The sequence below is a fragment of the Pseudomonas sp. Tof1 genome, from assembly GCF_055390395.1.
Genome location: NZ_AP024344.1, coordinates 6,727,408 through 6,752,439, shown reverse-complemented (window position 1 = coordinate 6,752,439; position 25,032 = coordinate 6,727,408). Strand labels below are relative to the sequence as shown.

Genomic DNA, 25,032 nt, shown 5'->3' with positions numbered 1-25,032 from the left:
GTTCAGCATCGTGTGCAGATTGCCACGCATACGCTCCATCGACTGGAGCAGCAAGGCGGCCTCGTCGACACCGTCGATGTCCGCGGCGAATTTTCGCAGGTCGCCGGAGGCGATTTTTTCCGAACTGCCCAGGGCCTGGCCAATGGGGCCTGCCAGGCTGACGATCAGGCGCCACGCGAGCATCAGCGTATACAGGAGCGACATGACCAGGACGCTGCCGATCACCCACCGGGCACTGCTGTAGGCGGCTTCAGCCGCAGCGGACGCTTGCGCCTTGGAGTCGTCGTTTATCTTTTCAAGTTTCTTAAGCTGTGCCTTGATCTGCTCGGCGGTCGCCACCATTTTGCCTATGATGACTTCCTGGGCCTCTTCGTGCCTGCCGTCCTTCAACAGCTTATAGCCCACTTCCGTGTCTGCGTTGTACGTGGCAAATAGCGCAACAATGCTGTCGACCGCTGATTTTTCCTCTCCGGTACTGATGAGCGGGCGGTACAGGTCGACTGCCGTATTGAACAGTTTCTGCTTTTCCAGAACCTTGGCATAAGCTTCGGGCAGTTTTGCCTGGCCTACCGACAACAAGCGGACCACGTCGGTCCTGGTATTCGAGAAGGCCAGTGCTATGTCGTCACCCAGTGCAATACCGGGCAGGGAGTCGTTCTCGATTTTCTGCCCTTCTTCCCTCACCTTGGCGATCTGCATCAGGCCGAAAATACCCAGGATCAGGACAATCAGGACAATCGAGCAGAAGCACAGAAGGACCCGATTGGCGATTTTCATTTTTCGCAGCAACATGTATTACCTCGATTCAATGGTCAAAAATCGGATAGTGACGAGATCATCAGGATGTCCTGCCGGGCGTTACATCAATTCGGATAATCTTCGATGACACACTCTCTGGGTATTCCCGGCAAAAAACGCTGGGGCCTGCCAACCAGAAATCCCTGCATCCACGTCGCCGCGCAGCTCACCAGGCGCTCGGTATCACGATCGAACTCCACACCTTCGGCAATCACATGGGGCGCCAATGTCTTGCACAGTCCCACCAAATGCCTGAATGCATCACCCGCTACTTCGCAAGTTCGGGCGCGCTGCAAGTAACCCTTGTCGATCTTGATAATGTCCGGTGATGCCGTACGGATGAACTCAAGAGTGCTGAAGCCGGAACCAAAGTCGTCCACTGCCAGCAGGCAGCCCAAACTTCGCATGCGAATGACAAACTCGGCTGCAGCGTCGTGATTTGACGAAGCGCTTTCCGTTATTTCAATAACGAGTCTTTCAGCAAGTCCGGGCTCGGCCTTGAGTTGCAAGATGATGCTGCGCCACTTTTCGTCCAGCGCCGCACTTTGCGCAGATATATTGCAGCCCAGGCGTATGTCTGGATAACGGCGCAACATGTCGAGCACACTCGACACCACACAATGATCGAGGGCCCTTATGCACTTCCTTTCTTCCAGGACTGGAAACGGGTCGAGCTTCAGGGGGCCAGCGCAGTGCCTCAGCAACCCTTCGTAGTACAGATTGGTATTCGACTCGACCGACATGATCGGTTGGAACGCGAGGAAAAAACGGCCCTGGGCGAGTTCGTCGTAGAACCAGTGAACAAAGTCCGGCGTTTCTTCGGACGAGACGCTACAGAACTCCAGGTCGGAATTCATGTCTGTGTGAGAGACCACTGGCATTACCTCCGCCGGTAACAGACATCTGTGTACTTGATGGGCACGACACCGCTGGGAATGGTGGGAGATGGCTATAAGCTATCATTCGGGCAATGATCACACCGGTGCATTACCTTGCCTAGTGTCTTGAGATCCTTTTATTATGTCCGCTCGCGCAAGTCACCCTCGGTAGTTTGGGCTCAGGCGGTACGTGGTCGATAAAAGATCCCCAGGGTGAGCAATGTCTGAAATTGCAGCGAGTGAATCTACTGAGATTACCCAGGCGACCTCGAAGAGAACTCCCAGGATAAAAGAGTTTTCTGATTTATATAAATCAAGACTTTCCGAGTTGCTCGAGCAGAACAAAATGGATTTTTCCCGGGTCTATCGTTTCCTTGACGAGGCCTACGAGTGCACAGGGGACATCGATATCGGTCTTGTCGCCTATCAATACGCCAAGCCGTATTTCCTTGGCGTTCCAGGTTACTCGGTGATGTCCAGCCCCACGATTGGCGTCGCGCTGGAGCGTCTGGTGAAATACTATCCGCTGATCACGGATGCATCATTCATCAGCCTGGATGAACGATTCGAAAAGCTTGCCATTACCGCGCGTCCCAAGGGTTCGTCCGGTTCCCAGGTTCCCCGGTACATCATCGATGCCGCCGCCTCTGGTATTCTCGGGCTGGTTCATTGGCTCGCTCATCCACTTGAAGTCCAGCCGAGTCTGGTGGAGTTGCCTTATCCAAGACCTGTCGATACGACAAGTCTTGAGCGCCTGTTTGGTGACTGCCTGCATTTCGAGGCCGCGCATCTTGGCTTGTCGTTCAGTCAGGATATAAAGAAGGCTCCGGTGTTTACCGGGAACCCTGTCTTTGAAGATATTCATTGCCGATATGCGGATGCGCTGCTGGAAGAGCAGATCAACGGTTCGTTGGTCGAGAAGGTTCGTTCAGTGTTTTCCGCAGGGGTTGCCGAGGGAAGACTGCCCTCGCTTCAGGCGGTGGCGCTCGGCCTGCGCGTGAGTGCACGAACGCTGCAAAAGTCCCTGGAGCGCGAAGGGGTGACCTTCTCCGAGTTACAGGAAAATCTGAGAAAGGAAATTGCCGGTAATCTGTTGTCCATCTCCACATTGAGCCTGAAGGAAATCTCCTCGATACTCGGATTTTGCCAGCCGAGCAGCCTGCACAAGGCCTGTCGGCGTTGGTTCGGCTCATCTCCCGGCCAGCTCAGGGCAACAAACTCCAGGAACCTGCAGGCTGACTGAATTATCCATGCCGACAATCGCCCCCACCTGCGCCCAAGTGGTACTGAGACTGAAGGAGCTGGCGCACTCCAGCTCTCATCGGGTCGACGACCTGCATGCTTCTCTGAGCGAGAGGGCAGCAGCTGGGCATCGGGTACGGATAGAAGATATTTCGAACTTCGTGGATATTCTTCAGCGCGACTCGAATAGCCCCGATATCGGTCTGGGCTGCCATGAGCTGTTCCATCCAGGCCAGCTCCAGTCTCAGCTCTACCCGGTGATGTGCAGTGCCACATTGGGCGAAGCCCTGACGAGTCTCTCGCAGTATTCGTCATTGTTATCGGATGGAGTGCCGCTGCTTATCCTGGAGGAATCCGAGTCCTATAGCGTCGTTTTCCTGAGGTTGGAGTTGCTGGGGCTCTGCAGGTCCTACATCGATTGCTATCTGGCCACCATCCTGGGCATCGTCCACTGGCTGCTCCCCTTGCAAAGGGTCGTGCCGGTCGCGACAGCCGTGAGTTATGACGCGCCGTCCGACCGCCATGAGCTGGAGGCTCTTTTCGGCAGGAATCTGCGGTTTTCCAATCTGGTCAACAAGATCACCTTCTCCGCCAGGGACTGGCACCAGAGGTTGCCGACTGCCTCCCTCGAGCTGAAACTGCATTATGAGCGCCTGCTCAACGCCGAGCTTCAGAACACGCCGGTGAAGATGTCGTCGGTGGTGAAGAACCATATCGTCGTGGGCTTGGCAAAGGGCATTGTCGTTTCTCTGGAGAGTATCGCGAGTGCCCTGAACCTGACCCCACGAATGCTGCGCAACCGGCTGGATGATGAGTTGACCGGCTTTCGCCAGCTTCTGGACGAGTGCCGCTTCCAACTGGCCAGCCACTTGATCGGCGCGACGGGTCAGGGCCCGGCGACGATTGCGCAGAGTTTGGGATTCACTGAGATCAGCAGCTTCTATCGCGCCTGCAATCGGTGGTTCGGCTGCTCTCCCGGCGTCTATCGCCTGAAAGCAGCCCGGGCACGTTCGCCCCGGGCTGAAACGGTCAGTTCCCTTTGATCTGCTCTGCCTCATCCGTATCGCTGGCAAACAAGCGCGCCAGTTCCACCCGCGCTTCCTGGGCGGTCTGCATGACCTTCGAGCGGTCGCCACGTACTAGGTGCTGGGCCGCCAGGGTCTCTTCGTCGTGGGTCATGAACTGCCGGATGCGGCGTTCCGCCTGAGCTGAGCCAAGGCCCAGGCCTTCCAGGGCACGGCGGGTCATTTCCAGGCTGGAGTAGTAGGTTTCGCGTACCGGCTCGGCACCGGCATCGAGCAGTTGATGCACGTGCTGGCGGTTGCGCGCGCGGGCCAGGACCTTGACCTGCGGATACAGGCGCTGCACGGTTTCTGCGGCCTTCACCGCCTTCTCCGGGTCGTCCAGCGCGACGATGAAATACTCGGCCTCACCGACCTTGGCGGCGCTGAGGATTTCCGGGCGCAGCGGGTCGCCGTAGAACACCGGCACGTGCTCGAAGTTGCGGGTCATCTCGATGGTATCGACCGAGGTGTCCAGGCCAATGAACGGGATGCCCTGGGCATGCAGGATGCGTGCGACGACCTGGCCGACGCGGCCCATGCCGGCGATGACCACCCGCGGGCCGTCGCTCTTGATCTTGCGCAGTTCTTCCGGCACTTCCCGGGCCTGCTGTGGCGGGGCCTTGATGAAGCGGGCGCAGGCCATCAGCAGCAGGGGAGTGACGGCCATCGACAGGGTGATGGTCATGATCAGGGTGTCGTAGGTACGGGTGTCGAACAGGCCGAGGTTCTGGCCGAGCTTGAACACCACGAAGGCGAACTCGCCGCCCGCGGCCAGCACCATGCCCAGGCGCAGGGCGGCGATGCGCGACAGGCCACCGGCCATGCGTCCGACGAACATCAGCAGCGGCAGCTTGATGACGATCAGCAGCAACGTCAGGCCGACGATCAGGCCAGGGTTTTCGAACAGCAGCGGCAGGTTCGCGCCCATGCCCACGCTCATGAAGAACAGGCCCAGCAGCAGGCCCTTGAACGGCTCGATCTGCGATTCCAGTTCGTGGCGGTATTCCGAGTCGGCCAGCAGCAGGCCGGCGAGGAACGCCCCGAGGGCCATCGACACGCCGGCCAGTTCCATCAGCCAGGCGGTGCCGATCACCACCAGCAGTGCGGTGGCGGTGGCGACTTCCGGCAGGCCGGTGCGGGCCACGGCGCGGAACAGCGGACGCAGCAGGTAGCGGCCACCGACCACCACCACGGCGATGCTGCCGAGGACCTTGAGGCCATGGACCAGGCCGCTTTCGCCGGTTTCCTGCACGCCGGTGACCGCCAGCAGCGGCACCAGGGCGATCAGCGGGATGGCGGCGATGTCCTGGAACAGCAGGATGGCGAAGGCGAGTCGGCCGTGGGGGCTGTTCAACTGGCGGCTCTCGGCCAGGCTTTGCAGGCCCAGCGCGGTCGACGACAGGGCCAGGCCCAGGCCGAGCACGACTGCCGCCTGCAGGCTCTGGCCGAAGGCGGCCATGGCCACGGTACCGATCACCAGGCCGGTCAGCAGCACCTGGGCCAGGCCGACGCCGAACACCGCCTTGCGCATCAGCCAGAGACGCTTGGGCGACAGTTCCAGGCCGATGATGAACAGCAGGAACACCACGCCCATCTCGGAGAAATGCGCGACGTGTTCAGCATTGCCCATCAGCTTCAGCACTTGCGGGCCGATCAGCACGCCGGCCAGCAGGTAGCCGAGCACGGCACCGAGCTGGAGGCGCTTGGCCAGGGGGACGATGATGACGGCGGCCATCAGGAAAATGACCGAGGCCTGCAACAGGCTGCCTTCATGGGGCATGGGAGAATTCCCTTTCTTCAGTGAGACAGTGGAAGCCCGCCAGCAGTGCAGCCTGGCGGGCCTGTGTTCGCAGGGATCAGCCCAGGGTGCGTTGTGGGGCCTTGTGCACCATGGTGTAGGCGTAGTCGACGCCCATGCCGTAGGCGCCGCTGTGCTCGCGCACCAGATCCATCACGGCATTGTAAGTGTCCTTGTGGGCCCAGTCGCGTTGGTATTCGAGCAGCACCTGCTGCCAGGTCACCGGAATCGCGCCGGCCTGAATCATCCGCTGCACGGCCATGTCATGGGCTTCCTGGGTGGTGCCGCCGGAAGCGTCGGTGACGATGTACACCTCGTAGCCTTCGGCCATGGCTTCCAGGGCCGGGAATGTCAGGCAGACCTCGGTCCACAGGGCGGCCATGATCAGTTTCTTGCGGCCGGTGGCTTTCACTGCTTCCACCAGCTTCCTGTCTTCCCAGGAGTTCATCGAGCTGCGCTCGATCGGCTGGGCGCCCGGGTTCACGCCCAGCAGCTCCGGCCAGATGTAGCCGCTGAAGCTTTCGGTTTCCACCGAGGTGTAGATCGTCGGCACGTTGAAGATCTTCGCCGCCTTGGCCAGGCCTACGGTGTTGTTCTTCAGCGTTTGACGGTCGATCGATTGCACGCCGAAGGCCATTTGTGGCTGGTGGTCGATCAGGATCAGGGCGGAGTTGGTTGGGTTCAGCAGTTCGCGGTTGGACATGATTGAGTTCCTTTTTGAGTCGATAAAGTGGGTGAAGCGAATTCGGCACCGGCCTGGCGTTTTGCTCAGTGGCTGCGGTATGGGTGTACTTTAGGGGTGATCCATGATCGAGACAATTAGGCAGAAATGAGAATGATTGATTCTAAAATGGGGACAATATTTTCAAGGCTCGAATGACTGCTGAACCAGCCTGGCTGGGCCTTTGCGAGAGGGGAGTCGGGAGAGGGAGGACGTGACAGGCCAGGGCGGCCTGTCACGTCGGCTGCTGCGGGATCCGGCGTTACGCCTGGAAGTCCTTGAGCAGTTGATCGGCAATACGGATGCTCAATGCGGCGCCGGTCAGCGTGGGGTTCACGCAGGACGACGACGGCATCACGCTGGTGCCGGCGATGAACAGGTTGGCGTGGTCATGGGCGCGACAGTCACGGTCGACCACCGAGTTCTTCGGATCGTCGCCCATGATGGTGGTGCCCATGATGTGCTGGCGGTTCTGGAAGCCCACGTCGGTGCTGAGGATGTCGGCGTCGAGCAGCTTGGCGAACTGCTTGAAGTCCTCCAGGGCCTTTTCCTTGCCGGCGTGCCAGTAGTCCGGGACGCTGTAGTAGATCTCCGGCACCGGCAGGCCGATGGCGTCGAACTTGGTCTTGCTCGGCGTCACGCGGTTTTCCGGCAGCGGCAGGGTCTCGAAGTCCACCGCCCAGTTCAGCGAGCGCGCCGATTGCAGGCGGATCTGCTCGTCGAGTTTCGAGCCGAGCACGCCCTTGGCGATCAGGTTGCTGGTGATCTGCGAGGTGGGCACCGTGTTGCGCACCTTGATCTTGTAGCTCGGGTAATCCTTGCGGAACCCGCCGTCGCGGCTGTTGAGGTACACCAGCAACTGGGTCGGGCCTTCGCCGGGCCACATGTCTTCCTTGGTCATCACGTTCATGCTGATGCCGGTGTGGTCCATCAGGTTGCGACCGACCTGATCGGACGAGTTGGCGATGCCGTTCGGGTACTTCTCCGAGGTGGACATCAGCAGCAGCTTCGGCGATTCGATGCCGTAGGCCGCCAGCACGAAGTAGCGGGCGGTCAGGCGGTGCTGGGTTTTGTCCGGGCGCATGTACCAGATCGCGCTGATCTTGCCGTCGTCGCCAGCCTCGATCTTGTACACCACCGAGTTGTCCAGCAGCTTGGCGCCATGGCGCTCGGCTTCGTCGATGTGCATGGAACCATCGTACTTGGCGGCAATCGGGCAGACCGGGTTGCAGTTGTTGTTGCCGGCGCATGGCGGCCGCTTGCCGTAGGGGCGGGTAGCACGGCCGTTGGGTTCGAGGATCGGGTTGTAGCCGCCCTTGCTCAGCATCGTCGACAGGCGCTTGAACATGTAGCTCGGCTTCAGGCCCGCCATCGGGTAGGGGATGGAGCGTGGCGGGAAGGCCGCGCCGCCCTGGCCGCTTTCGTCCTGGCCGTCGACGCCGGACACGCCCAGCTCGGTTTCGGCGCGGGCGTAGAAGGGTTCCAGTTCGTCGTAGCTGATCGGCCAGTCACGCCCGCGCCCGTACAGGCTGTTGAGGCGGAAATCGTTGGGCAGCATGCGCCACAGCGATGAGCCGAAGTGCCAGGTGGTACCGCCGACCACGCGCAGGTACGAGGTGTTGTATTTTACCGGGCCGACCTGCTGCAGGTAGTCGCCATAGGTGGAGGGCGCGTGCGGCAGGCTCGGGTACGGCGAGCCGGCGCCTTGCAGCTTGGCGTTGGCCAGCGACAGCTTGACCGGGGTGTTGCGGAAGGTTTCGACGATGTCGCGGCGGTTCACCCGAGGGCCGGCCTCGAGGACGATCACGGACTTGTTGGCCTTGGCCATCTCGGCGGCGATCAGGCCGCCCATCACGCCGGAGCCGATGACGATCACGTCGGCGTCGTACGCAGCACTGCTCATAGTTGGGTTTCCTGTCTATCGGTTGGCTTGTTGCCCCAGGAGTCGGGCCACCGCCGTAGGTGGGAATGGCGAGGATGCCGTGGGTCGGGGCGTACATCAGCGCCTCGGAGTAGCTGACCAGTTCGGCGTCGGCCAGCTCGCCGACGATGCCCAGGTACCAGGCGGAGATGATGCTGGTGGCGGTCGCCTTCAGCGACGCATCCGGGTTGGGCTGGGCCAGGTATTCATCCACGTGCTTGAAGCCTTGCGTGGCGATCAGTTGGCGCAGGGCGCCGACGTTTCCGGCGAAGTTCGGCGCACGCTTGCTCAGCGCGCGGTAGTAACGCGCCGCCAGCACCGGGTTGACCGGGCGGCTGACGAGGAACTGCGACAGGGCGATGAAGTCCTGATCGTCCGCCGCCAGTACCGATTGCCACGGCGCGAGGCTGCCGACCAGGGCGGCCAGGCCCAGGGTCACCGAACCGCGCAGCAGGCTGCGGCGGGAGAGGGTGTGCTTGTCAGTCATCGAAGTTTCCATGGTTCAGGCCTCCAGGCGCCGACGACGAGCCTTGAACCTGAACAACGCCAGGATGACCAGCAGGCCGAGAATGATCAGGCCCGGCACGCTGTACTGCGCCAGGACGGCGAGTGGCGCCTTGGGGCCGCCTTCGCGCACGCGCGCCACGTCGGCGGCGGTCACGGTTTTTTCCGGGTTGCCGTAGTGGGTCAGCACGTAGTTGCTGACATCGGCGATTTCCTGGTCGCTGAGGCGGTCGGTGTAGAACGCATTGGGACCGAAGCCCGGCATGTCGATGGCGACGCCGTCGACCTTGCGGTGCACGCCATGGACGATGGTCGCGATCAGGTTGTCGGCACGGCTGGTGGCGGTGTTGTGGAACAGTGACGGGTACTCGCGGTTGCCCTGGCCGTTGGCCTGGTGGCAGTTGGCGCAGGTGCCGCTGAAGATGTGCCAGCCCGGGTTGTCCTGCGGTTTGCCGCCGCGCAGGGTCAACTCATCGCTGGAAGCCTGGCCGAAGGTGTGGCGGGCCTGGCGCTCGCCGCCGTCGACCGGAGTGGTCTGAAGCAGGTAGGCGGCGATGGCCTTGAGGTCGTCATCGCCCAGGTATTGCAGGCTGTGTTCGACCGCCTCGGCCATCGGCCCGGCGGCCTGGGCCTTGCCCTCGACGTGGCCGGTGCGCAGGTAGGCGACGATTTCGTCGCTCGACCAGGCGCCGATGCCGCTGGTCTTGTCCGAGGTGATGTTCGGCGCGAACCAGGCGCCCAGCGAGCCGCCGGACAGCGCCTTGTCGTTGTTGGCGGCCATCAGCACGTTGCGCGGTGTGTGGCAGGTGTCGCAGTGGGCCAGGGCGTTGACCAGGTAGTCGCCGCGGTTGACCTGGGCCAACTTGGCCGGATCCGGGGTGAAGCGTTTGTCACTGTGGAACAGGGCGTTCCAGCCGATCATCGAGGCGCGGATGTTGAACGGGAAGTCCAGCTGGGTCTTGGGGCTTGGGGCATCCACCGGTTTCACTTCATGCATGAAGTACTGGTAGAGCGCGGCGACGTCGCTGTCGGTCATCTTCGCGTAGGAGGTGTACGGCATCGCCGGGTACAGGTGGGTACCGTCCGGCGTCACGCCGTCGCGTACGGCGCGGGCGAAGTCCGCCTCGCTGTAGTTGCCGATCCCGGCGCTTTTGGACGGGGTGATATTGGTCGAGTAGATCACGCCCATGGGCGAGTTCAGCGGATAGCCGCCAGCGAACGCCTTGCCACCGGCACTGGTGTGGCAGGCCACGCAGTCGGCGGCCACAGCCAGGCGCTTGCCCGCCGATGCGTTGGTATCGAGCGCCTCGGCGTGGGCCCCCAGGCTGACGGCCATCAGGGCCAGCCACCCGGCCAGGGTATTGCTTATGGGTCTTGCCTTCTGAACGCCAGGCAACAGCCGACCCATCCTTTGCGGATGCATGTGTAACTCCTCACGGTTTGACTTGCGCGCGTGACGCCCGGTTCGTGTCATTTTCGTGACCGAACAACTGGTGTCGTACGACATCGTATGTTTGCGATTAATATTTCACATGCTGTAACATTTAACAACGATAATGGCAAAAAGCCATCACGTATTTGTTTCAGTAAATGGCTCTGGAATGCATGTTTCAGAAGGTAGGCGGCCTGCCGTGTCGTGCGCGCGACGCGGGGGGCGAGAAGGAAGTGATCCCATCAAGCTTGCGGGAAAAACAGGTGTTCGGCTTGTGCGTTTGTGCTGTGGTACGACGTCGTTGGCTGAATGACCTTGCCATGCGCCAGGCGTGTCCGTGTTGTTGTCGGGCGGACTCGAGCAGCGAAGGCATCCCCACACAGGCCCGTCACCCGGTTGTACGCGGGGGCAGGGAAATGCACACATGAACAGGGACGCTCTACCGGCGCCCACAAGGATCCACCGATGAACTGGCTCAACGATGCAAAGCTTTCGACCAAACTGATCTCCTCCTTTTTCCTGTGCGCGCTGATCACGCTCGCCGTGGGCATGCTTGGCATCAGTGGCGTTTCCGCACTGTCGGCGCGCCTGCAGGCGGTGTTCAGCAACAACCTGGTTTCGGTCGCCAACACCTCGCAGACCAAGACCAAGGCGGTCGGCCAGACCCGTGACATGTACCGGCTGTATGTCGCCACCGCGGGCAATGCCCCGCAGAGCGTCAAGGATGAGTTCCTGGCCTCGATGAAAGCCAACCAGTTGGCCAGCGAGCAGGCGTTCGCCGCCTACCGCAAGGGGCCGCTGGCCGAGGACGAGCGCATTGCCGGTGACCAGATGGCGCGCGACTGGCCGATCTACCAGGCGCTGGTGCAGCGCTATGTGGCGATGATGGCGGCGGGCGACCTGGAGAACGGCCGCGTCTTGCTGCTGGGTGACCTGCAGAAGGCCTACCGCAAGGTCATGGACCAGTTGACCATCATGATCGACTCCAACGATCGCCAGATCAGCGAGGACGCCAAGGCGGCGGCAGCCCAGGAGGCGACGGCCAGGGCGGTGCTGTACAGCGGTATCGGCATCGCCTTCATCGCGGCCGTGCTGCTGGGCTTTTTCATCAGCCGCCTGATCAGCCGGCCGATCGCCACTGCGGTCGACTGTGCCCAGCGCATCGCGGAGGGCGACCTGACCCAGCGCATCAGCAGCCACGGCCGCGACGAGGCCGGCCAGTTGCTCAAGGCCCTGGGCGACATGCAGGACAGCCTGAAGAACACCATCCAGCAGATCGCCAGCGCCGCCGACCAACTGGCGTCCGCCGCCGAGGAACTGACGGCGGTCACCGATGACGGCAGCCGGGCGCTGACCCGCCAGAATGACGAAATCCAACAGGCCGCCACCGCCGTCACGGAAATGACCTCGGCGGTCGAGGAAGTGGCGCGTAATGCCGTGTCGACTTCACAGGCTTCGCAGTCGACCAGTTCGCAGGCCAGCAGCGGGCGCGACCAGGCCCGCAGCGCGGTGCAGGCGATCAACAACGCGACCCGGGAAATCACCTCGTCCACCGGCCTGGTGAAGGACCTGGCGGTGCAGGTGCGCGATATAGGCCAGGTGCTGGACGTGATTCGTGGTATCGCCGAGCAGACCAACCTGCTGGCGCTCAACGCGGCCATCGAGGCGGCCCGCGCCGGTGAGCAGGGCCGCGGCTTTGCCGTGGTCGCCGATGAGGTACGGGCCCTGGCGGCGCGGACCCAGGCGTCCACCGGCGAGATCGAGGCCATGATTCATGCGGTACAGGACCGGGCCGACAGCGCGGTCGAGGCCATGGGCAAGAGCCAGGCGCTGGTCACCGAGACCCAGGATCTGGCGCGGGCCACCGGTGAGGCGCTGGAACAGATTGCCGACGGCATCGCGCAGATCAACGACCGCAACCTGGTGATCGCCACCGCGTCCGAGGAGCAGGCCCATGTGGCTCGCGAGGTGGATCGCAACCTGGTGAACATCCAGGATCTTTCGACCCAGACTGCCGCCGGGGCGAATCAGACCAACGCGTCGAGCCAGGAACTGTCGAACCTGGCGCTGTCCTTCAACTCGCTGGTCAGCCGTTTCCGGCTCTGATTCCACTGGGCCGTCCGGCCCGGTTTGTCGCCTGGCGCCATAACGGCGCCGGGTGCTTCATTCCTGGGTGGGCGCCAGCCGTGCTTCCAGTTCGGCGACCTTCGCCTCCAGGCTTTCCAGGCGCGCACGGGTGCGGGCCAGGACCACCATCTGGCTATCGAATTCTTCCCGGCTGACCAGGTCCAGCTTGCTGAAGCCGCTCTGCAGCAGGGCCTTGAACTGGCTTTCGATTTCGTTGCGCGGCAACGGGCTTTCGCCACTGAACAGGCGGGAGGCTTGACCGCTCAGGGCGTCGAGGAAGTCTTTGGGCGCGAGCATGATGTGGATTTCCGGATACAGGGTCGGCCCAGTGTACCACGCAGTGTCTATAGTGATTTTCGTGGGCGGCGGTGCACGCTTTTTGCGCAGGCCGCCGGGCGCCCGCGCACCGTTGTTGTGCGTGCCATTGGGGCGTGGCGCGGCTTTTCCCTGGCCATGAGGGGCAAGAGCTTGAAAATCATGGGTTTTGCAGAGATGGCAAGGTTTCTGCTTAGACACTCATGACCCATGCACTGATGCAGTCGCTGTGACCAGGCAGTGCGGCGGGCTCGGCCAATCGGCAACGGTTGGCTGACGTCGACGGGCTGATCAGGGCTGACGGCGCGTTACAAAGCCAGGCACTGCGCTTAGACTTGAGTCGGGTTTGTTTTCCTGGGGCAAGTCCACCAATTCGGGAGAGAGTTTCATGAAGCTAGTCACTGCCATCATCAAGCCGTTCAAACTGGACGATGTGCGCGAGTCGTTGTCCGAGATCGGCGTGCAGGGCATTACCGTCACTGAGGTCAAGGGCTTCGGTCGGCAGAAAGGCCACACCGAGCTGTATCGCGGCGCGGAATACGTGGTCGACTTCCTGCCCAAGGTGAAGATCGATGTCGCCATCGACGACAAGGATCTCGATCGGGTTATCGAGGCGATAACCAAGGCCGCCAACACCGGCAAGATCGGTGACGGCAAGATCTTCGTGGTCAATCTGGAACAGGCTATTCGCATCCGTACCGGCGAAACCGATACCGACGCCATTTAAGCCGCCCAAACCCCAACGCCCCAGGAGAAAACAATATGACTCTGCGTAAATTCGCAGGGCTAGGAGCCCTGTTGTCCCTAATAATGCCAGCCATGGCCATGGCGGCGGATCCTGCTCCCGCGCCCGTGCTCAATGCCGGTGACACCAGCTGGATGCTGACCTCCACAGCCCTCGTGCTGTTCATGACCATTCCGGCCTGGCGCTGTTCTATGGCGGCATGGTGCGTTCGAAAAACATTCTTTCGGTGATGATGCAGTGCTTCGCCATCACCGGCCTGATCACCATCCTGTGGTTCATCTACGGCTACAGTCTGGCGTTCGACAGCACCGGGATGGAAGCCGGCGTGGTCAATTTCAATTCCTTCTTCGGCGGCATGAGCAAGGCGTTCCTGGCCGGTATCACGCCTGCCAGCATCACCGGTCCGGCGGCGTTGTTCCCCGAGGCCGTGTTCGTCACCTTCCAGATGACCTTCGCCATCATCACTCCGGCGCTGATCGTCGGTGCCTTCGCCGAGCGCATGAAATTCTCCGCGATGCTGATCTTCATGGGCGTCTGGTTCACTCTGGTCTATGCGCCGATTGCGCACATGGTCTGGGGCGGCGCCGGTTCGCTGCTCGGCGACTGGGGCGTGCTGGACTTCGCTGGTGGCACCGTGGTGCACATCAACGCCGGTATCGCCGGTCTCGTGGCCTGCCTGGTGCTGGGCAAGCGCAAGGGCTACCCAACCACTCCGATGGCCCCGCATAACCTGGGCTACACCCTGATCGGCGCGGCCATGCTGTGGGTCGGCTGGTTCGGCTTCAACGCCGGTTCCGCTGCCGCGGCCAACGGTACCGCCGGCATGGCGATGCTGGTGACCCAGATCGCCACCGCCGCTGCCGCGCTGGGCTGGATGTTTGCCGAGTGGCTGACCCACGGCAAGCCAAGCGCACTGGGCATCGCCTCGGGCGTGGTTGCCGGCCTGGTTGCCATTACGCCGGCTGCCGGCACCGTCGGCCCGATGGGTGCACTGATCATCGGCCTGGCCGCTGGCGTGGTGTGCTTCTTCTGCGCCACTTCGCTCAAGCGCAAGCTCGGTTACGACGATTCCCTGGACGCCTTCGGCGTGCACGGCATCGGCGGTATCCTCGGCGCGATCCTGACCGGTGTGTTCGCCGCTCCGTCGATGGGTGGCTTCAACGCCGCGACCACCGACGTGGCCGCCCAGGTCTGGGTACAGTGCAAGGGTGTTGGCTTCACCGTCATCTACACCGCGATCGTCACTTACGTGATCCTGAAAGTGCTGGATGTAGTGATGGGCCTGCGGGTGACCGACGAGGAAGAATCGGTCGGTCTCGACCTGGCACAACACAACGAGCGCGGCTACAACCTCTAAGCGCCTCGGAAAAAAATGCCCGGCTTGCCGGGCATTTTTTTGTCCGGATTTTGTCCATGCGAAAAGGCCTGAAAGGATTTATCCAGAGGCATTGCGGACAAAACACCGGGCCCTGTTCCCATGGGGCAATGGCTTACAGCATGGCAGGCGTATTAGGCGCTTTGCTTTTTTCCTGAGCGCGCTAGAATGCGCGCCGATGGGCGGAGAACTGTATGTGGCAACAGACACTGATCACCTTGCGGGCCAAGCCCCGGGTTTTCATTTGGTGACCGATGAGTTGCTCGCGGGCCTGCCTGAACTCAAGGCATGTCGGGTCGGTCTGTTGCACTTGTGGCTGCAGCATACCTCGGCCTCGTTGACCATCAACGAGAATGCCGATCCGGCGGTTCGTCGCGACTTCGAGCGTTTTTTCAATCGACTGGTCCCGCAAGGCGACCTCGACTATGAACACAACGACGAAGGTGCGGACGATTTGCCGGCGCACTTCAAGGCCAGTTTGCTAGGCTGTCAGCTGACTTTGCCGGTAACGGCGGGGCGGCTGGCGCTGGGTACCTGGCAAGGCGTCTATCTTGGCGAGCACCGCGATCATGGCGGTGCCCGTAAAGTCCTTGCCACCCTTCAGGGTGATGGGGCATAAGCCGCTGGACACCAGTGGATGTTGATTTTTTTCCGGCAGCCTTCGACAGTCGGCATAGCTGGGCTATAACTAATCTGCTTTTCGCAAGTCATGAGGTAGAACATGAGCGACGATGATCTGGAAAACGATGACCTCGAAGTAGGTGACGAAGACGAGAACGAAGAAGGCCTGGAAGCGTCTGCAGAAGACGTGGACGTTGCCGACGACGATGGCGGCGACGTTCCTGCTCCGACCTCCAAGGGCAAGGCCAAGGCTGCGGTATCGGTCGATGAGCTGCCCAGCGTCGAGACCAAGAACAAGGAGCGCGATGCTCTGGCGCGGGCCATGGAAGAATTCCTGGCGCGCGGCGGCAAGGTGCAGGAAGTGGAGGCCAATGTGGTCGCCGATCCGCCCAAGAAGCCGGATAACAAGTACGGCAGCCGCCCTATCTGAGTGGCGCTATCTGCTTGTCGAAAAGCCCGCCGTCGCTGCGGGCTTTTTCATGCCTGGGATTCGGGCCTGGCGCCTCTGCGTGGGCCTATCGGGTCGTGGTGTTCCAAGCGGCCAGCAGGGCGGGCAGTTCGGTGAGGCTGCGAATCTCGGCATCCGGGCGGCGCTCGGCTTCCCAGGCCTTGCCCGCGGGGTTGTACCAGACCGCCCGCAGGCCCGCCTGCTGGGCCCCGGCGATGTCGTCGCCGGGATGGTCACCGATATGCACCGCGGCGCTGGCGGCAATGTTGCCGCCGCGCGCCAGGGCCTCGTGGAACAGCCGTGCATCCGGCTTGGCGATACCGATGTCCTCGGCGCACAGGGCAAAGCGGAAGTAGTCGGCCAGGCCCAGGCGACGCACGTCGGCGTTGCCATTGGTGACCACGCCGAGGGCGAAGCTGCTGCCCAGGGCTTGCAGGGTCGGCTCGACCTCGGGGAACACGTCGATCTGGTGCCGCGCGTGGATGAACACCTCGAACGCCTCGTCGGCCAGCACCGTCGCCTGCGCCTGGGGGTAACCGGCTTCCTCCAGGGCATGGAACAACACTCGGCGGCGCAGGGCGCTGATCCGGTGCTTGAGTGTCGGCTCCCGGAGCAGCACGCGTTCGCGGATGGCCCACAGGTGCTCGATCGGGATGCCGCCGAGGTCCGGCGCATGGCTGGCCAGCCACTCGCGCAGCACGTTTTCCGCACTGTGGATCACCGGGGCGGTATCCCACAGGGTGTCGTCGAGGTCGAAGGTGACCAGCTCAATCGTCATTGCGAGGAATCCTTGCTGCGTTTGGCCCGGGGTGGGCGCTGTCATAGACGGTGGCCAGGTGCTGGAAGTCCAGGTGGGTGTAGATCTGCGTGGTCTTGATGTCCGAGTGGCCAAGCAGTTCCTGCACGCCGCGCAGGTCCTGGGACGATTCCAGCAGGTGGCTGGCAAAGGAATGGCGCAACATGTGCGGGTGCAGGTTCTGCCCCAGTTCGCGTTCGCCCGCGGCCTTGACCCGCAACTGGATGGCCCGTGGGCCGAGGCGCCGGCCCTGCTGGCTGACGAACACCGCATCGTCCGCCGGATTGCTCAGGGCGCGCAGCGGCAGCCACGCCTGCAGGGCTTCGCGAGCCTTGCGGCCGACCGGCAGCACGCGGGTCTTGCTGCCCTTGCCGTGGACCTGCACCAGGCCATCGGCGAGGTCCAGCTGGTCGAGATTGAGCCCGGTCAGTTCCGACAGGCGCAGACCCGAGGAGTAGAACAGTTCGAGGATGGCCTGGTCGCGATGGGCGAGGAAGTCGTCTTCCACGGCGCCATCGAGCAACTGCTGGGCGCGATCGGTGTCGAGGGTCTTGGGCAGCCGGCGTTCGCTCTTGGGCGGTGCCAGGCCGGTGGCCGGGTCGTGATCGCAGAGGCCTTCGCGATTGAGGTACTGGTACAGGCCGCGTACCGCCGACAGCAGCCGCGCCAGGCTGCGCGAGGACTGCCCCTGCTGATGCAGGCGGGCGACCAGCCGGCGCAGTCGCTGGATATCCAGGGCGGACCAACTGCCGAGCTGTTCCTTCTCGCAGAAGGCCAGGACCTTGTTCAGGTCGCGGCGATAGGCCTCGAGGGTGTGGGGCGACACCTGACGCTCACTGCGCAGGTGCTCGCAGTAGGCGTCCAGCTGTCGTTCCATGGCTAGCGCACCGAGCGCAGGGAGTGGGTGAAGCGCGGGACGACGCGGCCCAGGACTTCGGCGATATAGCTGAGGAACAGGGTGCCGACCGAACTCTTGTAGTGCTGCGGGTCGCGGCTGGCGATGGCGAGCACGCCATGCAGGCCCAGGTGACTGATGGCGACCACGGCGGTGGAGCCGATCTGCTTGCGCTGTTCCTCGCCGAACAGGAAGTCCAGCTCATGTTCGCGCAGGCTGCCGCTGACGCTCTTGCCTTCCGAGAGCAGCCCGCCGATCGCCTGCTGGGCTTCGGCGCCGCTGACCCAGCGGCCCACCGGCATGGCGTTGTCACTGAACAGGATCAGGCTGACGAAGGGCACCTGGAAGTCCTGGCGCAGGCTGTCCTCGACGGCCATCACCAGGTCGTCGAGGCTGCCGGCGTCCATCAGGGCGAGGATCAGCCGGCGAGTCTTGTCGAACAGCCGGTCGTTGTCACGGGCGACGTCCATCAGTTGCGACAGCCGGTGGCGCATCTCGATGTTGCGTTCGCGCAGGATCTTCATCTGCCGCTCGACCAGCGACACCGTGTCGCCACGCTGATGCGGGATGCGCAGCGCCGGCAGCAGTTCCTCGTGGGTGACGAAGAAGTCCGGGTGAGCCTCCAGGTAGGCGGCGACGGCGGCCGCCTCAAGGCTCTGTTCTGGCAGTTCGTGGGGCTGTTCGGCTGGAACCTTGGGCTGGTCGGTCATGACGTTCGCTCGCTTATAGACGCACTTGTCCTTCATACACCCGCACGGCCGGTCCGGTCATCATCACCGGCTGGCCGACGCCCGCCCACTCGATGGACAGGCGTCCGCCGGGCAGGTCGATGGTCACCGGCGAATCCATCCAGCCCTGGCTGATGGCGGCCACCGCGGCGGCACAGGCGCCGGTACCGCAGGCCTGGGTTTCCCCGGCGCCGCGCTCCCAGACGCGCAGTTGCGCGCGATGGCGGTCGATCACCTGGAGGAAGCCGACGTTGACCCGTGCCGGGAAGCGCGGATGGTGTTCGATCTTCGGACCCAGCTCGTGGACGGGCGCCGCATTGATGTCGTCGACGCGCAGCACCGCATGGGGGTTGCCCATGGACACGGCGGCCAGCTCGACGGTGCGGCCATCGACCTCGAGCGGATAGCTCAGGGCCTGGGCCGGTGCCTGGAACGGGATGTCCGTCGGCACCAGGCGCGGGGCGCCCATGTCGACGCTGATCTGGCCGTCCTGGCGGACGTCCAGTTCGATGATGCCGCTCTTGGTCTCGACGCGGATCCGGCGCTTGGCGGTCAGGCGCTTGTCCAGCACGAAACGGGCGAAGCAGCGCGCGCCGTTGCCGCACTGTTCCACTTCCGAGCCGTCGGCGTTGAAGATCCGGTAGCGGAAGTCCACGTCGGGGTTGCTCGGCGCCTCGACGATCAGCAACTGGTCGAAGCCGATGCCGGTGTGGCGGTCGCCCCACTGTTTGGCGTGCTTGGGCAGGATGTGCGCGTGCTGGCTGACCAGGTCGAGGACCATGAAGTCGTTGCCCAGGCCGTGCATCTTGGTAAAACGCAGCAGCATGGAGTTACTCCGGCAGCAGGCTTTCGCCAGCGTACAGTTCGGCCAGGGTTTCGCGGCGGCGGATCTCGATCACCTGCTCGCCATCGACCAGCACTTCGGCGGCGCGGCCGCGGGTGTTGTAGTTGGAGCTCATGACGAAACCATAGGCACCGGCCGAATGCACGGCCAGCAGGTCGCCTTCCTCCAGCGCCAGCTGACGGTCCTTGGCCAGGAAGTCGCCGGTTTCACAGATCGGGCCGACCACGTCGTAGGTGCGCGGCTGGGCATCCCGTGGGCGCACGGCGGTGACGTTCATCCAGGCCTGGTACAGCGACGGGCGGATCAGGTCGTTCATCGCCGCGTCGACGATGGCGAAATCCTTGTGTTCGGTGTGCTTGAGGTATTCGACCCGCGTCAGCAACACGCCGGCATTGGCGACGATGAAGCGGCCCGGTTCGAACATCAGCGCCAGGTCGCGGCCGGCGGTGCGCTCGCGCACGGCCTTGATGTAGTCGGCCACCTGCGGTGGCTCCTCATCGCGATAACGCACTCCGACGCCGCCACCGAGGTCGATGTGCTGCAGGTAGATGCCGCACTCGCCAAGACGGTCGATCAGCGCCAGCAGGCGGTCGAGGGCATCGAGGAACGGGTCCAGGCTGGTCAGTTGCGAACCGATGTGGCAATCGACGCCGAGCACTTCCAGGTTCGGCGACTGCGCGGCGCGAACGTAGGCCTCCTCGGCGTCGGCAATGGCGATGCCGAACTTGTTTTCCTTGAGACCGGTGGAGATGTACGGGTGGGTACCGGCATCCACGTCCGGGTTGACCCGCAGCGAGACCGGCGCACGTACGCCCATCTCGGCGGCCACCTGTTGCAGGCGCTCCAGTTCTTCGGCGGATTCGACGTTGAAGCAGTGGACGCCGACTTCCAGGGCGCGACGCATGTCCTCGCGGGTCTTGCCGACGCCGGAGAAAACGATGCGGTCGGCGCGGCCGCCTGCGGCCAGTACACGCTCCAGCTCACCACGGGACACGATGTCGAAACCGGCTCCCAGGCGGGCCAGCAGGTTCAGCACGCCGAGGTTGGAGTTGGCCTTGACCGCGAAGCAGACCAGGTGCGGTACGCCTTCGAGGGCGTCGGCATAGGCGTGGTACTGCGCCTCGATATGCGCGCGGGAGTAGACATAGGTGGGCGTGCCAAAGCGCTCGGCAATGGCGGACAAAGCCGCACCTTCCGCGAACAGCTCACCGTCGCGGTAGTTGAAAGCGTCCATGGTGATCCCTTACTCGTAGGTGTCGTGCTTGTGCGCCTTGCTCTGCGAGGACTTGGCCTGGTCGTTGGGGTTCTGGCCGTCATCGGGGAGGTACAACGGACCCTTTTGACCACAGGCGGAGACCAGGCAAGCGATCGCGAGGAGCGCAGCAAGGGAAGAGATCAGGCGCTTCATGGCGAAATCCTTTGTAAAAGCATTGATTGCGCCCGAGTATACCGGCCACCCGGCGGCTTGCCTATGCGAGCCGCCAGCCGGACGGTGGCAGGCCGATTCTTGGTGTCTCGTCGCCCCGGGCTGGTTATGCTTTGCAAACATCCGGCGACGCGCTTATCTTCGCCCGCCTGGAGTGACACGCATTTTTCGAGGTTTGTGCAATGAGTTTGACTGAAGCCCGCTTTCACGACCTGGTCGATAGCCTCCAGCAGAATCTGGAGGATGTGTTCGACGAGAGTGACCTGGATCTGGACCTGGAAAACTCCGCCGGAGTGTTGACCGTCAAGTTCGACGGCGGCAGCCAACTGATCTTCAGCCGCCAGGAGCCCTTGCGCCAGCTGTGGGTAGCGGCGCGCTCGGGCGGCTATCACTTCGACTATGACGAAGAGAACAGCCAGTGGGTCTGCGACAAGAGCGAGGAACTGCTCAGCGAGATTCTCGCCCGGGCGACCTGGGAGCAGGCCGGCGTCAAGCTGGACTTCGACGAGATCTGATGGTGACGCAGCCCGCCGCTTCCGTCCGACCCGCCAAGCCGTTGTACAGCAATGTCAGCCCGGCGGTGCCTTCGCCCTGCGTGAGCCTTTGCCGGCTCGATGAGCAGAAAATTTGTATCGGATGTTTTCGGCACGTCGAGGACATTCGCGAATGGCGCTCGGCGGACGATGAGCGTCGGCGGGTGATCTGCGCGCAGGCCAGGGCGCGCAAGGCTCGGGCCTGAGCCGCTCTCTGTAGGAGCGGCTGGCCGACGCTCGGTTGCCCGCGAAGCTTTTGGCGGCCTCAAGGTCCTCTTCGTGGGCAAACCCGCTCCTGCAGGGATAGCTGCCCGGTAGGGCTGGTACGCTGGGGGTGGCTTGTGTATTTACGCTGCTGTGGTAGTGTCCGGCTATACCCCGCACTGAAGCGGGAAGTGAGAACCCCGCCTTTCGTGGCGGGGTTTTGCTTTTATCGTGCAGAAAAAGGAGTCTGCCTGGATCATGAGCACCGCACCTTCCATCATTCTTACCCGCCTCGACGTGCAGCGTCTGGAGCGCCTGATCGACAGCCTCGACGACTCGCTGCCGGGCGTCATCGCGCTGCAGGCCGAACTGGACCGCGCTGAAAACGTCGTGGGCCACGAAGAAGTGCCAGCCGGTGTCGTGACCATGAACTCCCGGGTGCATTGCCGCGAGGAAGGCAGTGGCAAGGACTACCGGCTGACCCTGGTCTACCCCCAGGACGCGAATGCCGACGAAGGCAGGATTTCGATCCTGGCGCCGGTCGGCAGTGCCTTGCTTGGCCTGCAGGTCGGCCAGCACATCAATTGGCCGGCCCCGGGCGGCAAGACCCTGAAGCTGGCCTTGCTCGACGTCGAATACCAGCCGGAAGCCGCTGGCGACTACCACCTCTGAACCGGCTTCAGACCAGATCCAGCGCGATGTTCAGCGAGTTCTCCAGCTCGGCCTTGTAGCGCAGGTGCAGGTTGGTCGAACCCGCTCCTTCGCCGACCAGGCCGCTGAGGTCCAGGTCGGTGATGTAGCAGCGGTAACGCTCGATCTCGCGGCGTTGGCCAACGATTTCCTGGGCCACCGCGATGTACAGCTGGTTGCCGTATTCCAGCTCGGAAAACTCCCGCTGATTGCAGTACAGGGTGACCTGCACCTCGTCCTGGCCGGTCTTGCCGACGATAGCCTGGACGTCGTAGAACGGCTTGTTGACCGGCGTCCGCGGTGCCGGTCGGGCCTCGACCCGGCGCGCCCGGCCCGGCGCTGAAGGCAGCAACTGGTAGTACAGGACTTCCAGCGTGCGGCTGGACGCCGAGTCCATCGGCATCAAGGCTTCGCGACGGTAGAGGATCGACTGCAGGAAGCGTTGCAGCGGCACCAGCAGGCTCTGTTCGTCGTGGAACGGCAGGCGCTGCTGCCACAGGGCATTGAACTCATCCAGCACATACAGCTCGGCCTGGTCTTCGTTGATCCGGTAGAACACCTGCACGCAGTCGGGCTGGCCCATCGGCAGCACCAGGGCCAGGTCGTGTTCTTCCATGGCGCGCAGGTCCAGATGCAGCGGGCTGTAGGCCGACAGGTCGCTGCTCAGGTAGTCGAGCAGCAGCGAGATGCTGTCCAGGGCGATGTGCTTGACGTGGCCGGGCACCAGCTCCAGCACGTGGTAATGCTGCTGGACCTGCACCAGATAACGGTGGTTGAGATTGCCCAGCAGCAGTTCCTGGGCGGTGTTGAGCACTTCCTCGACCCGCTGGGCGATGAACTGCGCACGGTTGTGGCAGAAACAGCGCACCTGCAGCCGCGGCATGTCGCGGCCCAGGGGCAGGTTGTTGAGGTAGTCGCGTACGCAGTCGAGCAGCGCATGCGGCCCGTCGTAGCGGTTGATCAGCACCTCGTTCCAGCTGTTGAGGGTGACCTGGTCGAGGGTCAGCACCAGGTTTTCCCGGACTCCGGCATAACTCAGGGAGTCGGTGCGCTCGGTGGTCATCAGGATATTCAGGTCGCGGTGGTGCTTGAGCGGGTCGACCCCGACGTTGACCAGGATCAGCACCTCGCCGGGGATGCTGGGGCGCAGCAACTGTTCTTCGTCGACACTGCTCAGTGGCAGGGCGATCAACTGCTGCAGGCTGCCGAGCAGGTTGAACAGCTCGAACTCGGTCAGGTCGCTGCTGCCGGGGTGCAGGGCCAGGCGGGTGCTGCTGTCGATCACGCCGTTGCGATGGCACCAGGTGAGCAGTTCGAGCAGCTCGCGGCTGCGCTTGATCGGCGCGAAATGCTCCCATTCCTGGGCGCCCAGGCTGCCGTTGTACAGGCCCCAGTGGGTCTGCCCCGGCTCCTTGCGGTTGGGCGACTGCACCAGGGTGAGGGTGTCCTCGGCCATGTCCGGGGCGATTCCGGGGTTGATGAATTCGATCTTGCCGGCCTTGCGCTCGAAGGCCGCGTAGAGCCGGCGGCCGAGCACGTTGAGGTCGCGCTTGTTGATCAGGCTGACCGCCTGCTCGCTGCGGGCGAACTGGGTCAGGAAGCGATAGCTGTAGTTCAGCTCGTTGACCAGCGCCCGGCGTTCGGCGCTGACCTGGCGGACCTTCCACTGACTGCGGCTGTCGAGCAGCGTCAGTTGCCGGCGGTCCCAGCCCCACTCGCCGGCCAGGCGGATCAGCAGCAGACGCTGCCAGCTGCTGTTGCGCGTGTTGCCGCCGGTGAGCTTGCGGTTGACCTTGAGATACAGGCTGCGCCGCACCAGCTCCAGCCGCTCCGGTTCGTTGCGGGCCTTGAGGTATTCCTCGATCCGCCGGTAGACCACGACATAGGGGTCCAGCTCGTCCAGGTCCAGCCGATTGGCGAACACCGCCTGCTTGAAGCGCAGGCTCAGGCATTCGACCTGTGGGTGTTCGCTGGCATAGACCTCGGTCAGCAGCAGCTTGAGCACCGACTTGTAGGGCGACTCGATGCCCTTGAACAGTTGCCAGAGCCCGGCACCGATGAACTCTCCCGGCGGAATGTGCGCCAGGTGACCGAGGTCCAGGCACTCGTCGGCGCGGATGAAACGCTTGGACAGCAGGGTGTGGGTGTACTGGTCGTAGCGCGATTCCTCGTACACCGGCACCAGCCACCACAGCGGCGTGCGTCCGGCGAGCCAGATGGCGGTGCGGTAGAACTCGTCCAGCAGCAGGTAATGCTGGGTGGTGCCGCAGTCTTCCGAGCTCAGTTGCGCGTCGCGCTCGCCACGGACGAAACGGGCCGGATCGATCAGGAAGAAGTGCGCCTCGGCGCCCTGGCTGGCCGCCCAGGCTTCGAGCAACTGGCATTTCTTGCGCAGTTCGGCCAGTTCGCCCTGGCTCAGGTCGCTGGCATGGCAGACCCAGAAGTCCATGTCGCTCTGGTCGGCCTGGGCCAGGGTGCCCAGGCTGCCCATCAGGAACAGCCCGTGGATCGGCCGTGGCAGGCTGGCGGGGCGGCTCTTGTAGGAGAACGAGCGGGTCAGGCGCTGGGCCTCGACCAGGGCCGCATCGTTCGGTTCGTAGTTCGACAGACCGGCGGGCGTGCTGCCCGAGACGTAGCCGGGCAGCAGCGGATGATTGACGTGGAAGAACAGCGGCAGCACGTTCAGCACCACCTGCTGGCGCGGCGACAGGCCTTCCAGGGCGCGCTCCAGTCGCCCCTGATTGAGTTTCAGGAAGCGCGAGCGCAGTTGACTGAGCACCTGGCGGTCAATGCCCTCGTCCAGGTTAGGGCGTATTTCGTGGGTGCGCGTCATCGGCTTGCGGCGCTCGGCATTAGGAAATATCTGAAAGACGCAGTTTACAGGCTAAGCGGGCCCCGCTTTAAGCTGAATTTGTCGATGGGTGTCA

The 25,032-nt window shown here is 63.1% G+C and carries 21 protein-coding genes and 4 pseudogenes; 10 read left to right on the top strand and 15 right to left on the bottom strand.

From position 1 onward, the window contains the following. Positions 1 to 258 precede the first annotated feature (258 nt). Positions 259 to 777: pseudogene (locus tag ACZ5KU_RS30510) on the bottom strand (MCP four helix bundle domain-containing protein); the annotation flags it as partial. 86 nt (positions 778 to 863) lie between these two features. Further along, positions 864 to 1,655, bottom strand: a complete 792-nt coding sequence (locus ACZ5KU_RS30505) for an EAL domain-containing protein (protein ID WP_464736652.1) — start codon at positions 1,653 to 1,655, stop codon at positions 864 to 866. A 241-nt stretch (positions 1,656 to 1,896) separates the two neighbouring features. On the opposite strand from ACZ5KU_RS30505, the gene ACZ5KU_RS30500 reads away from it, so the two are divergent. Continuing rightward, positions 1,897 to 2,919, top strand: coding sequence for an AraC family transcriptional regulator (locus ACZ5KU_RS30500; protein WP_054061340.1), 1,023 nt, complete (start codon positions 1,897 to 1,899; stop codon positions 2,917 to 2,919). A gap of 7 nt (positions 2,920 to 2,926) precedes the next feature. Beyond that, positions 2,927 to 3,961: a helix-turn-helix transcriptional regulator gene (locus ACZ5KU_RS30495; protein WP_054063622.1), complete on the top strand. Its 1,035-nt coding sequence runs from the start codon at positions 2,927 to 2,929 to the stop codon at positions 3,959 to 3,961. On the opposite strand, the gene ACZ5KU_RS30490 is transcribed toward ACZ5KU_RS30495, so the two are convergent. The 5 genes and pseudogenes from ACZ5KU_RS30490 to ACZ5KU_RS30470 form a co-directional block, all read right to left on the bottom strand. Beyond that, on the bottom strand, positions 3,948 to 5,762 hold the full coding sequence (locus ACZ5KU_RS30490) for a monovalent cation:proton antiporter-2 (CPA2) family protein (RefSeq protein WP_054063621.1): 1,815 nt from the start codon (positions 5,760 to 5,762) through the stop codon (positions 3,948 to 3,950). The two genes, ACZ5KU_RS30495 and ACZ5KU_RS30490, sit on opposite strands and share 14 nt — an antisense overlap. 76 nt (positions 5,763 to 5,838) lie before the next feature. Next, positions 5,839 to 6,483 carry a hydrolase gene (locus ACZ5KU_RS30485; protein WP_054059374.1) on the bottom strand — a complete coding sequence of 215 codons (645 nt, stop codon included), beginning with the start codon at positions 6,481 to 6,483 and terminating at the stop codon, positions 5,839 to 5,841. A gap of 280 nt (positions 6,484 to 6,763) precedes the next feature. After that, the gene (locus tag ACZ5KU_RS30480) at positions 6,764 to 8,404 is read right to left on the bottom strand and encodes a GMC family oxidoreductase (RefSeq protein ID WP_464736651.1); all 1,641 of its coding nucleotides are present in this window, start codon (positions 8,402 to 8,404) and stop codon (positions 6,764 to 6,766) included. A gap of 100 nt (positions 8,405 to 8,504) precedes the next feature. Continuing rightward, a pseudogene (locus ACZ5KU_RS30475) lies at positions 8,505 to 8,909 on the bottom strand (sugar dehydrogenase complex small subunit); the annotation flags it as partial. A 15-nt stretch (positions 8,910 to 8,924) separates the two neighbouring features. Then, entirely contained in the window at positions 8,925 to 10,349 is a 1,425-nt protein-coding gene (locus ACZ5KU_RS30470; protein ID WP_239688019.1) for a cytochrome c, read from the bottom strand. A 474-nt stretch (positions 10,350 to 10,823) separates the two neighbouring features. On the opposite strand from ACZ5KU_RS30470, the gene ACZ5KU_RS30465 reads away from it, so the two are divergent. Continuing rightward, positions 10,824 to 12,464: a methyl-accepting chemotaxis protein gene (locus tag ACZ5KU_RS30465; protein WP_054059370.1), complete on the top strand. Its 1,641-nt coding sequence runs from the start codon at positions 10,824 to 10,826 to the stop codon at positions 12,462 to 12,464. Positions 12,465 to 12,521: 57 nt separating this feature from the next. Here the strand turns inward: ACZ5KU_RS30465 and ACZ5KU_RS30460 are convergent, their stop codons facing one another. Beyond that, positions 12,522 to 12,782: an accessory factor UbiK family protein gene (locus ACZ5KU_RS30460; RefSeq protein ID WP_054059369.1), complete on the bottom strand. Its 261-nt coding sequence runs from the start codon at positions 12,780 to 12,782 to the stop codon at positions 12,522 to 12,524. A gap of 406 nt (positions 12,783 to 13,188) precedes the next feature. Between ACZ5KU_RS30460 and glnK the strand changes: the two genes are divergently transcribed. The 4 genes and pseudogenes from glnK (at position 13,189) to sutA (ending at position 15,971) form a co-directional block, all read left to right on the top strand. Continuing rightward, positions 13,189 to 13,527, top strand: coding sequence for a P-II family nitrogen regulator (gene glnK, locus ACZ5KU_RS30455; protein WP_002555808.1), 339 nt, complete (start codon positions 13,189 to 13,191; stop codon positions 13,525 to 13,527). A 35-nt stretch (positions 13,528 to 13,562) separates the two neighbouring features. Continuing rightward, positions 13,563 to 14,902 (top strand): annotated as a pseudogene (locus ACZ5KU_RS30450) (ammonium transporter). A 212-nt stretch (positions 14,903 to 15,114) separates the two neighbouring features. Continuing rightward, positions 15,115 to 15,539: pseudogene (locus tag ACZ5KU_RS30445) on the top strand (secondary thiamine-phosphate synthase enzyme YjbQ). Between the two features lie 102 nt (positions 15,540 to 15,641). After that, complete coding sequence (gene sutA / locus ACZ5KU_RS30440; RefSeq protein WP_017901763.1) at positions 15,642 to 15,971, top strand: transcriptional regulator SutA; 330 nt, start codon at positions 15,642 to 15,644, stop codon at positions 15,969 to 15,971. A gap of 85 nt (positions 15,972 to 16,056) precedes the next feature. Here sutA and ACZ5KU_RS30435 read toward each other — a convergent pair whose 3' ends face one another. The 6 genes from ACZ5KU_RS30435 to lptM are packed head-to-tail and all read right to left on the bottom strand — an operon-like array spanning position 16,057 to position 20,660. Next, positions 16,057 to 16,767 (bottom strand): HAD family hydrolase, encoded by a 711-nt coding sequence (locus ACZ5KU_RS30435; RefSeq protein WP_464736650.1) that lies wholly within the window; start codon positions 16,765 to 16,767, stop codon positions 16,057 to 16,059. Continuing rightward, positions 16,757 to 17,662: a tyrosine recombinase XerC gene (xerC, locus tag ACZ5KU_RS30430; RefSeq protein WP_464736649.1), complete on the bottom strand. Its 906-nt coding sequence runs from the start codon at positions 17,660 to 17,662 to the stop codon at positions 16,757 to 16,759. The genes ACZ5KU_RS30435 and xerC overlap by 11 nt, the downstream gene beginning before the upstream one ends. A 2-nt stretch (positions 17,663 to 17,664) precedes the next feature. Continuing rightward, positions 17,665 to 18,390: a DUF484 family protein gene (locus tag ACZ5KU_RS30425; RefSeq protein WP_054059364.1), complete on the bottom strand. Its 726-nt coding sequence runs from the start codon at positions 18,388 to 18,390 to the stop codon at positions 17,665 to 17,667. Positions 18,391 to 18,403: 13 nt separating this feature from the next. Beyond that, positions 18,404 to 19,234: a diaminopimelate epimerase gene (dapF, locus tag ACZ5KU_RS30420; RefSeq protein ID WP_464736648.1), complete on the bottom strand. Its 831-nt coding sequence runs from the start codon at positions 19,232 to 19,234 to the stop codon at positions 18,404 to 18,406. Positions 19,235 to 19,238: 4 nt separating this feature from the next. Continuing rightward, complete coding sequence (lysA, locus tag ACZ5KU_RS30415) at positions 19,239 to 20,486, bottom strand: diaminopimelate decarboxylase (RefSeq protein ID WP_054059362.1); 1,248 nt, start codon at positions 20,484 to 20,486, stop codon at positions 19,239 to 19,241. Positions 20,487 to 20,495: 9 nt separating this feature from the next. Further along, positions 20,496 to 20,660, bottom strand: a complete 165-nt coding sequence (gene lptM / locus ACZ5KU_RS30410) for an LPS translocon maturation chaperone LptM (RefSeq protein WP_081006013.1) — start codon at positions 20,658 to 20,660, stop codon at positions 20,496 to 20,498. Positions 20,661 to 20,860: 200 nt separating this feature from the next. Here lptM and cyaY point away from each other — a divergent pair, with 200 nt between their 5' ends. From cyaY to rnk, 3 genes are all read left to right on the top strand, one after another. After that, entirely contained in the window at positions 20,861 to 21,193 is a 333-nt protein-coding gene (gene cyaY, locus ACZ5KU_RS30405) for an iron donor protein CyaY (RefSeq protein WP_054059361.1), read from the top strand. Positions 21,194 to 21,195: 2 nt separating this feature from the next. Beyond that, positions 21,196 to 21,417 (top strand): DUF1289 domain-containing protein, encoded by a 222-nt coding sequence (locus ACZ5KU_RS30400; RefSeq protein ID WP_464737444.1) that lies wholly within the window; start codon positions 21,196 to 21,198, stop codon positions 21,415 to 21,417. A gap of 256 nt (positions 21,418 to 21,673) precedes the next feature. Beyond that, on the top strand, positions 21,674 to 22,087 hold the full coding sequence (rnk, locus tag ACZ5KU_RS30395) for a nucleoside diphosphate kinase regulator (RefSeq protein WP_054059360.1): 414 nt from the start codon (positions 21,674 to 21,676) through the stop codon (positions 22,085 to 22,087). A gap of 7 nt (positions 22,088 to 22,094) precedes the next feature. On the opposite strand, the gene ACZ5KU_RS30390 is transcribed toward rnk, so the two are convergent. After that, entirely contained in the window at positions 22,095 to 24,938 is a 2,844-nt protein-coding gene (locus ACZ5KU_RS30390; RefSeq protein WP_054059359.1) for a class I adenylate cyclase, read from the bottom strand. Positions 24,939 to 25,032 lie beyond the last annotated feature (94 nt).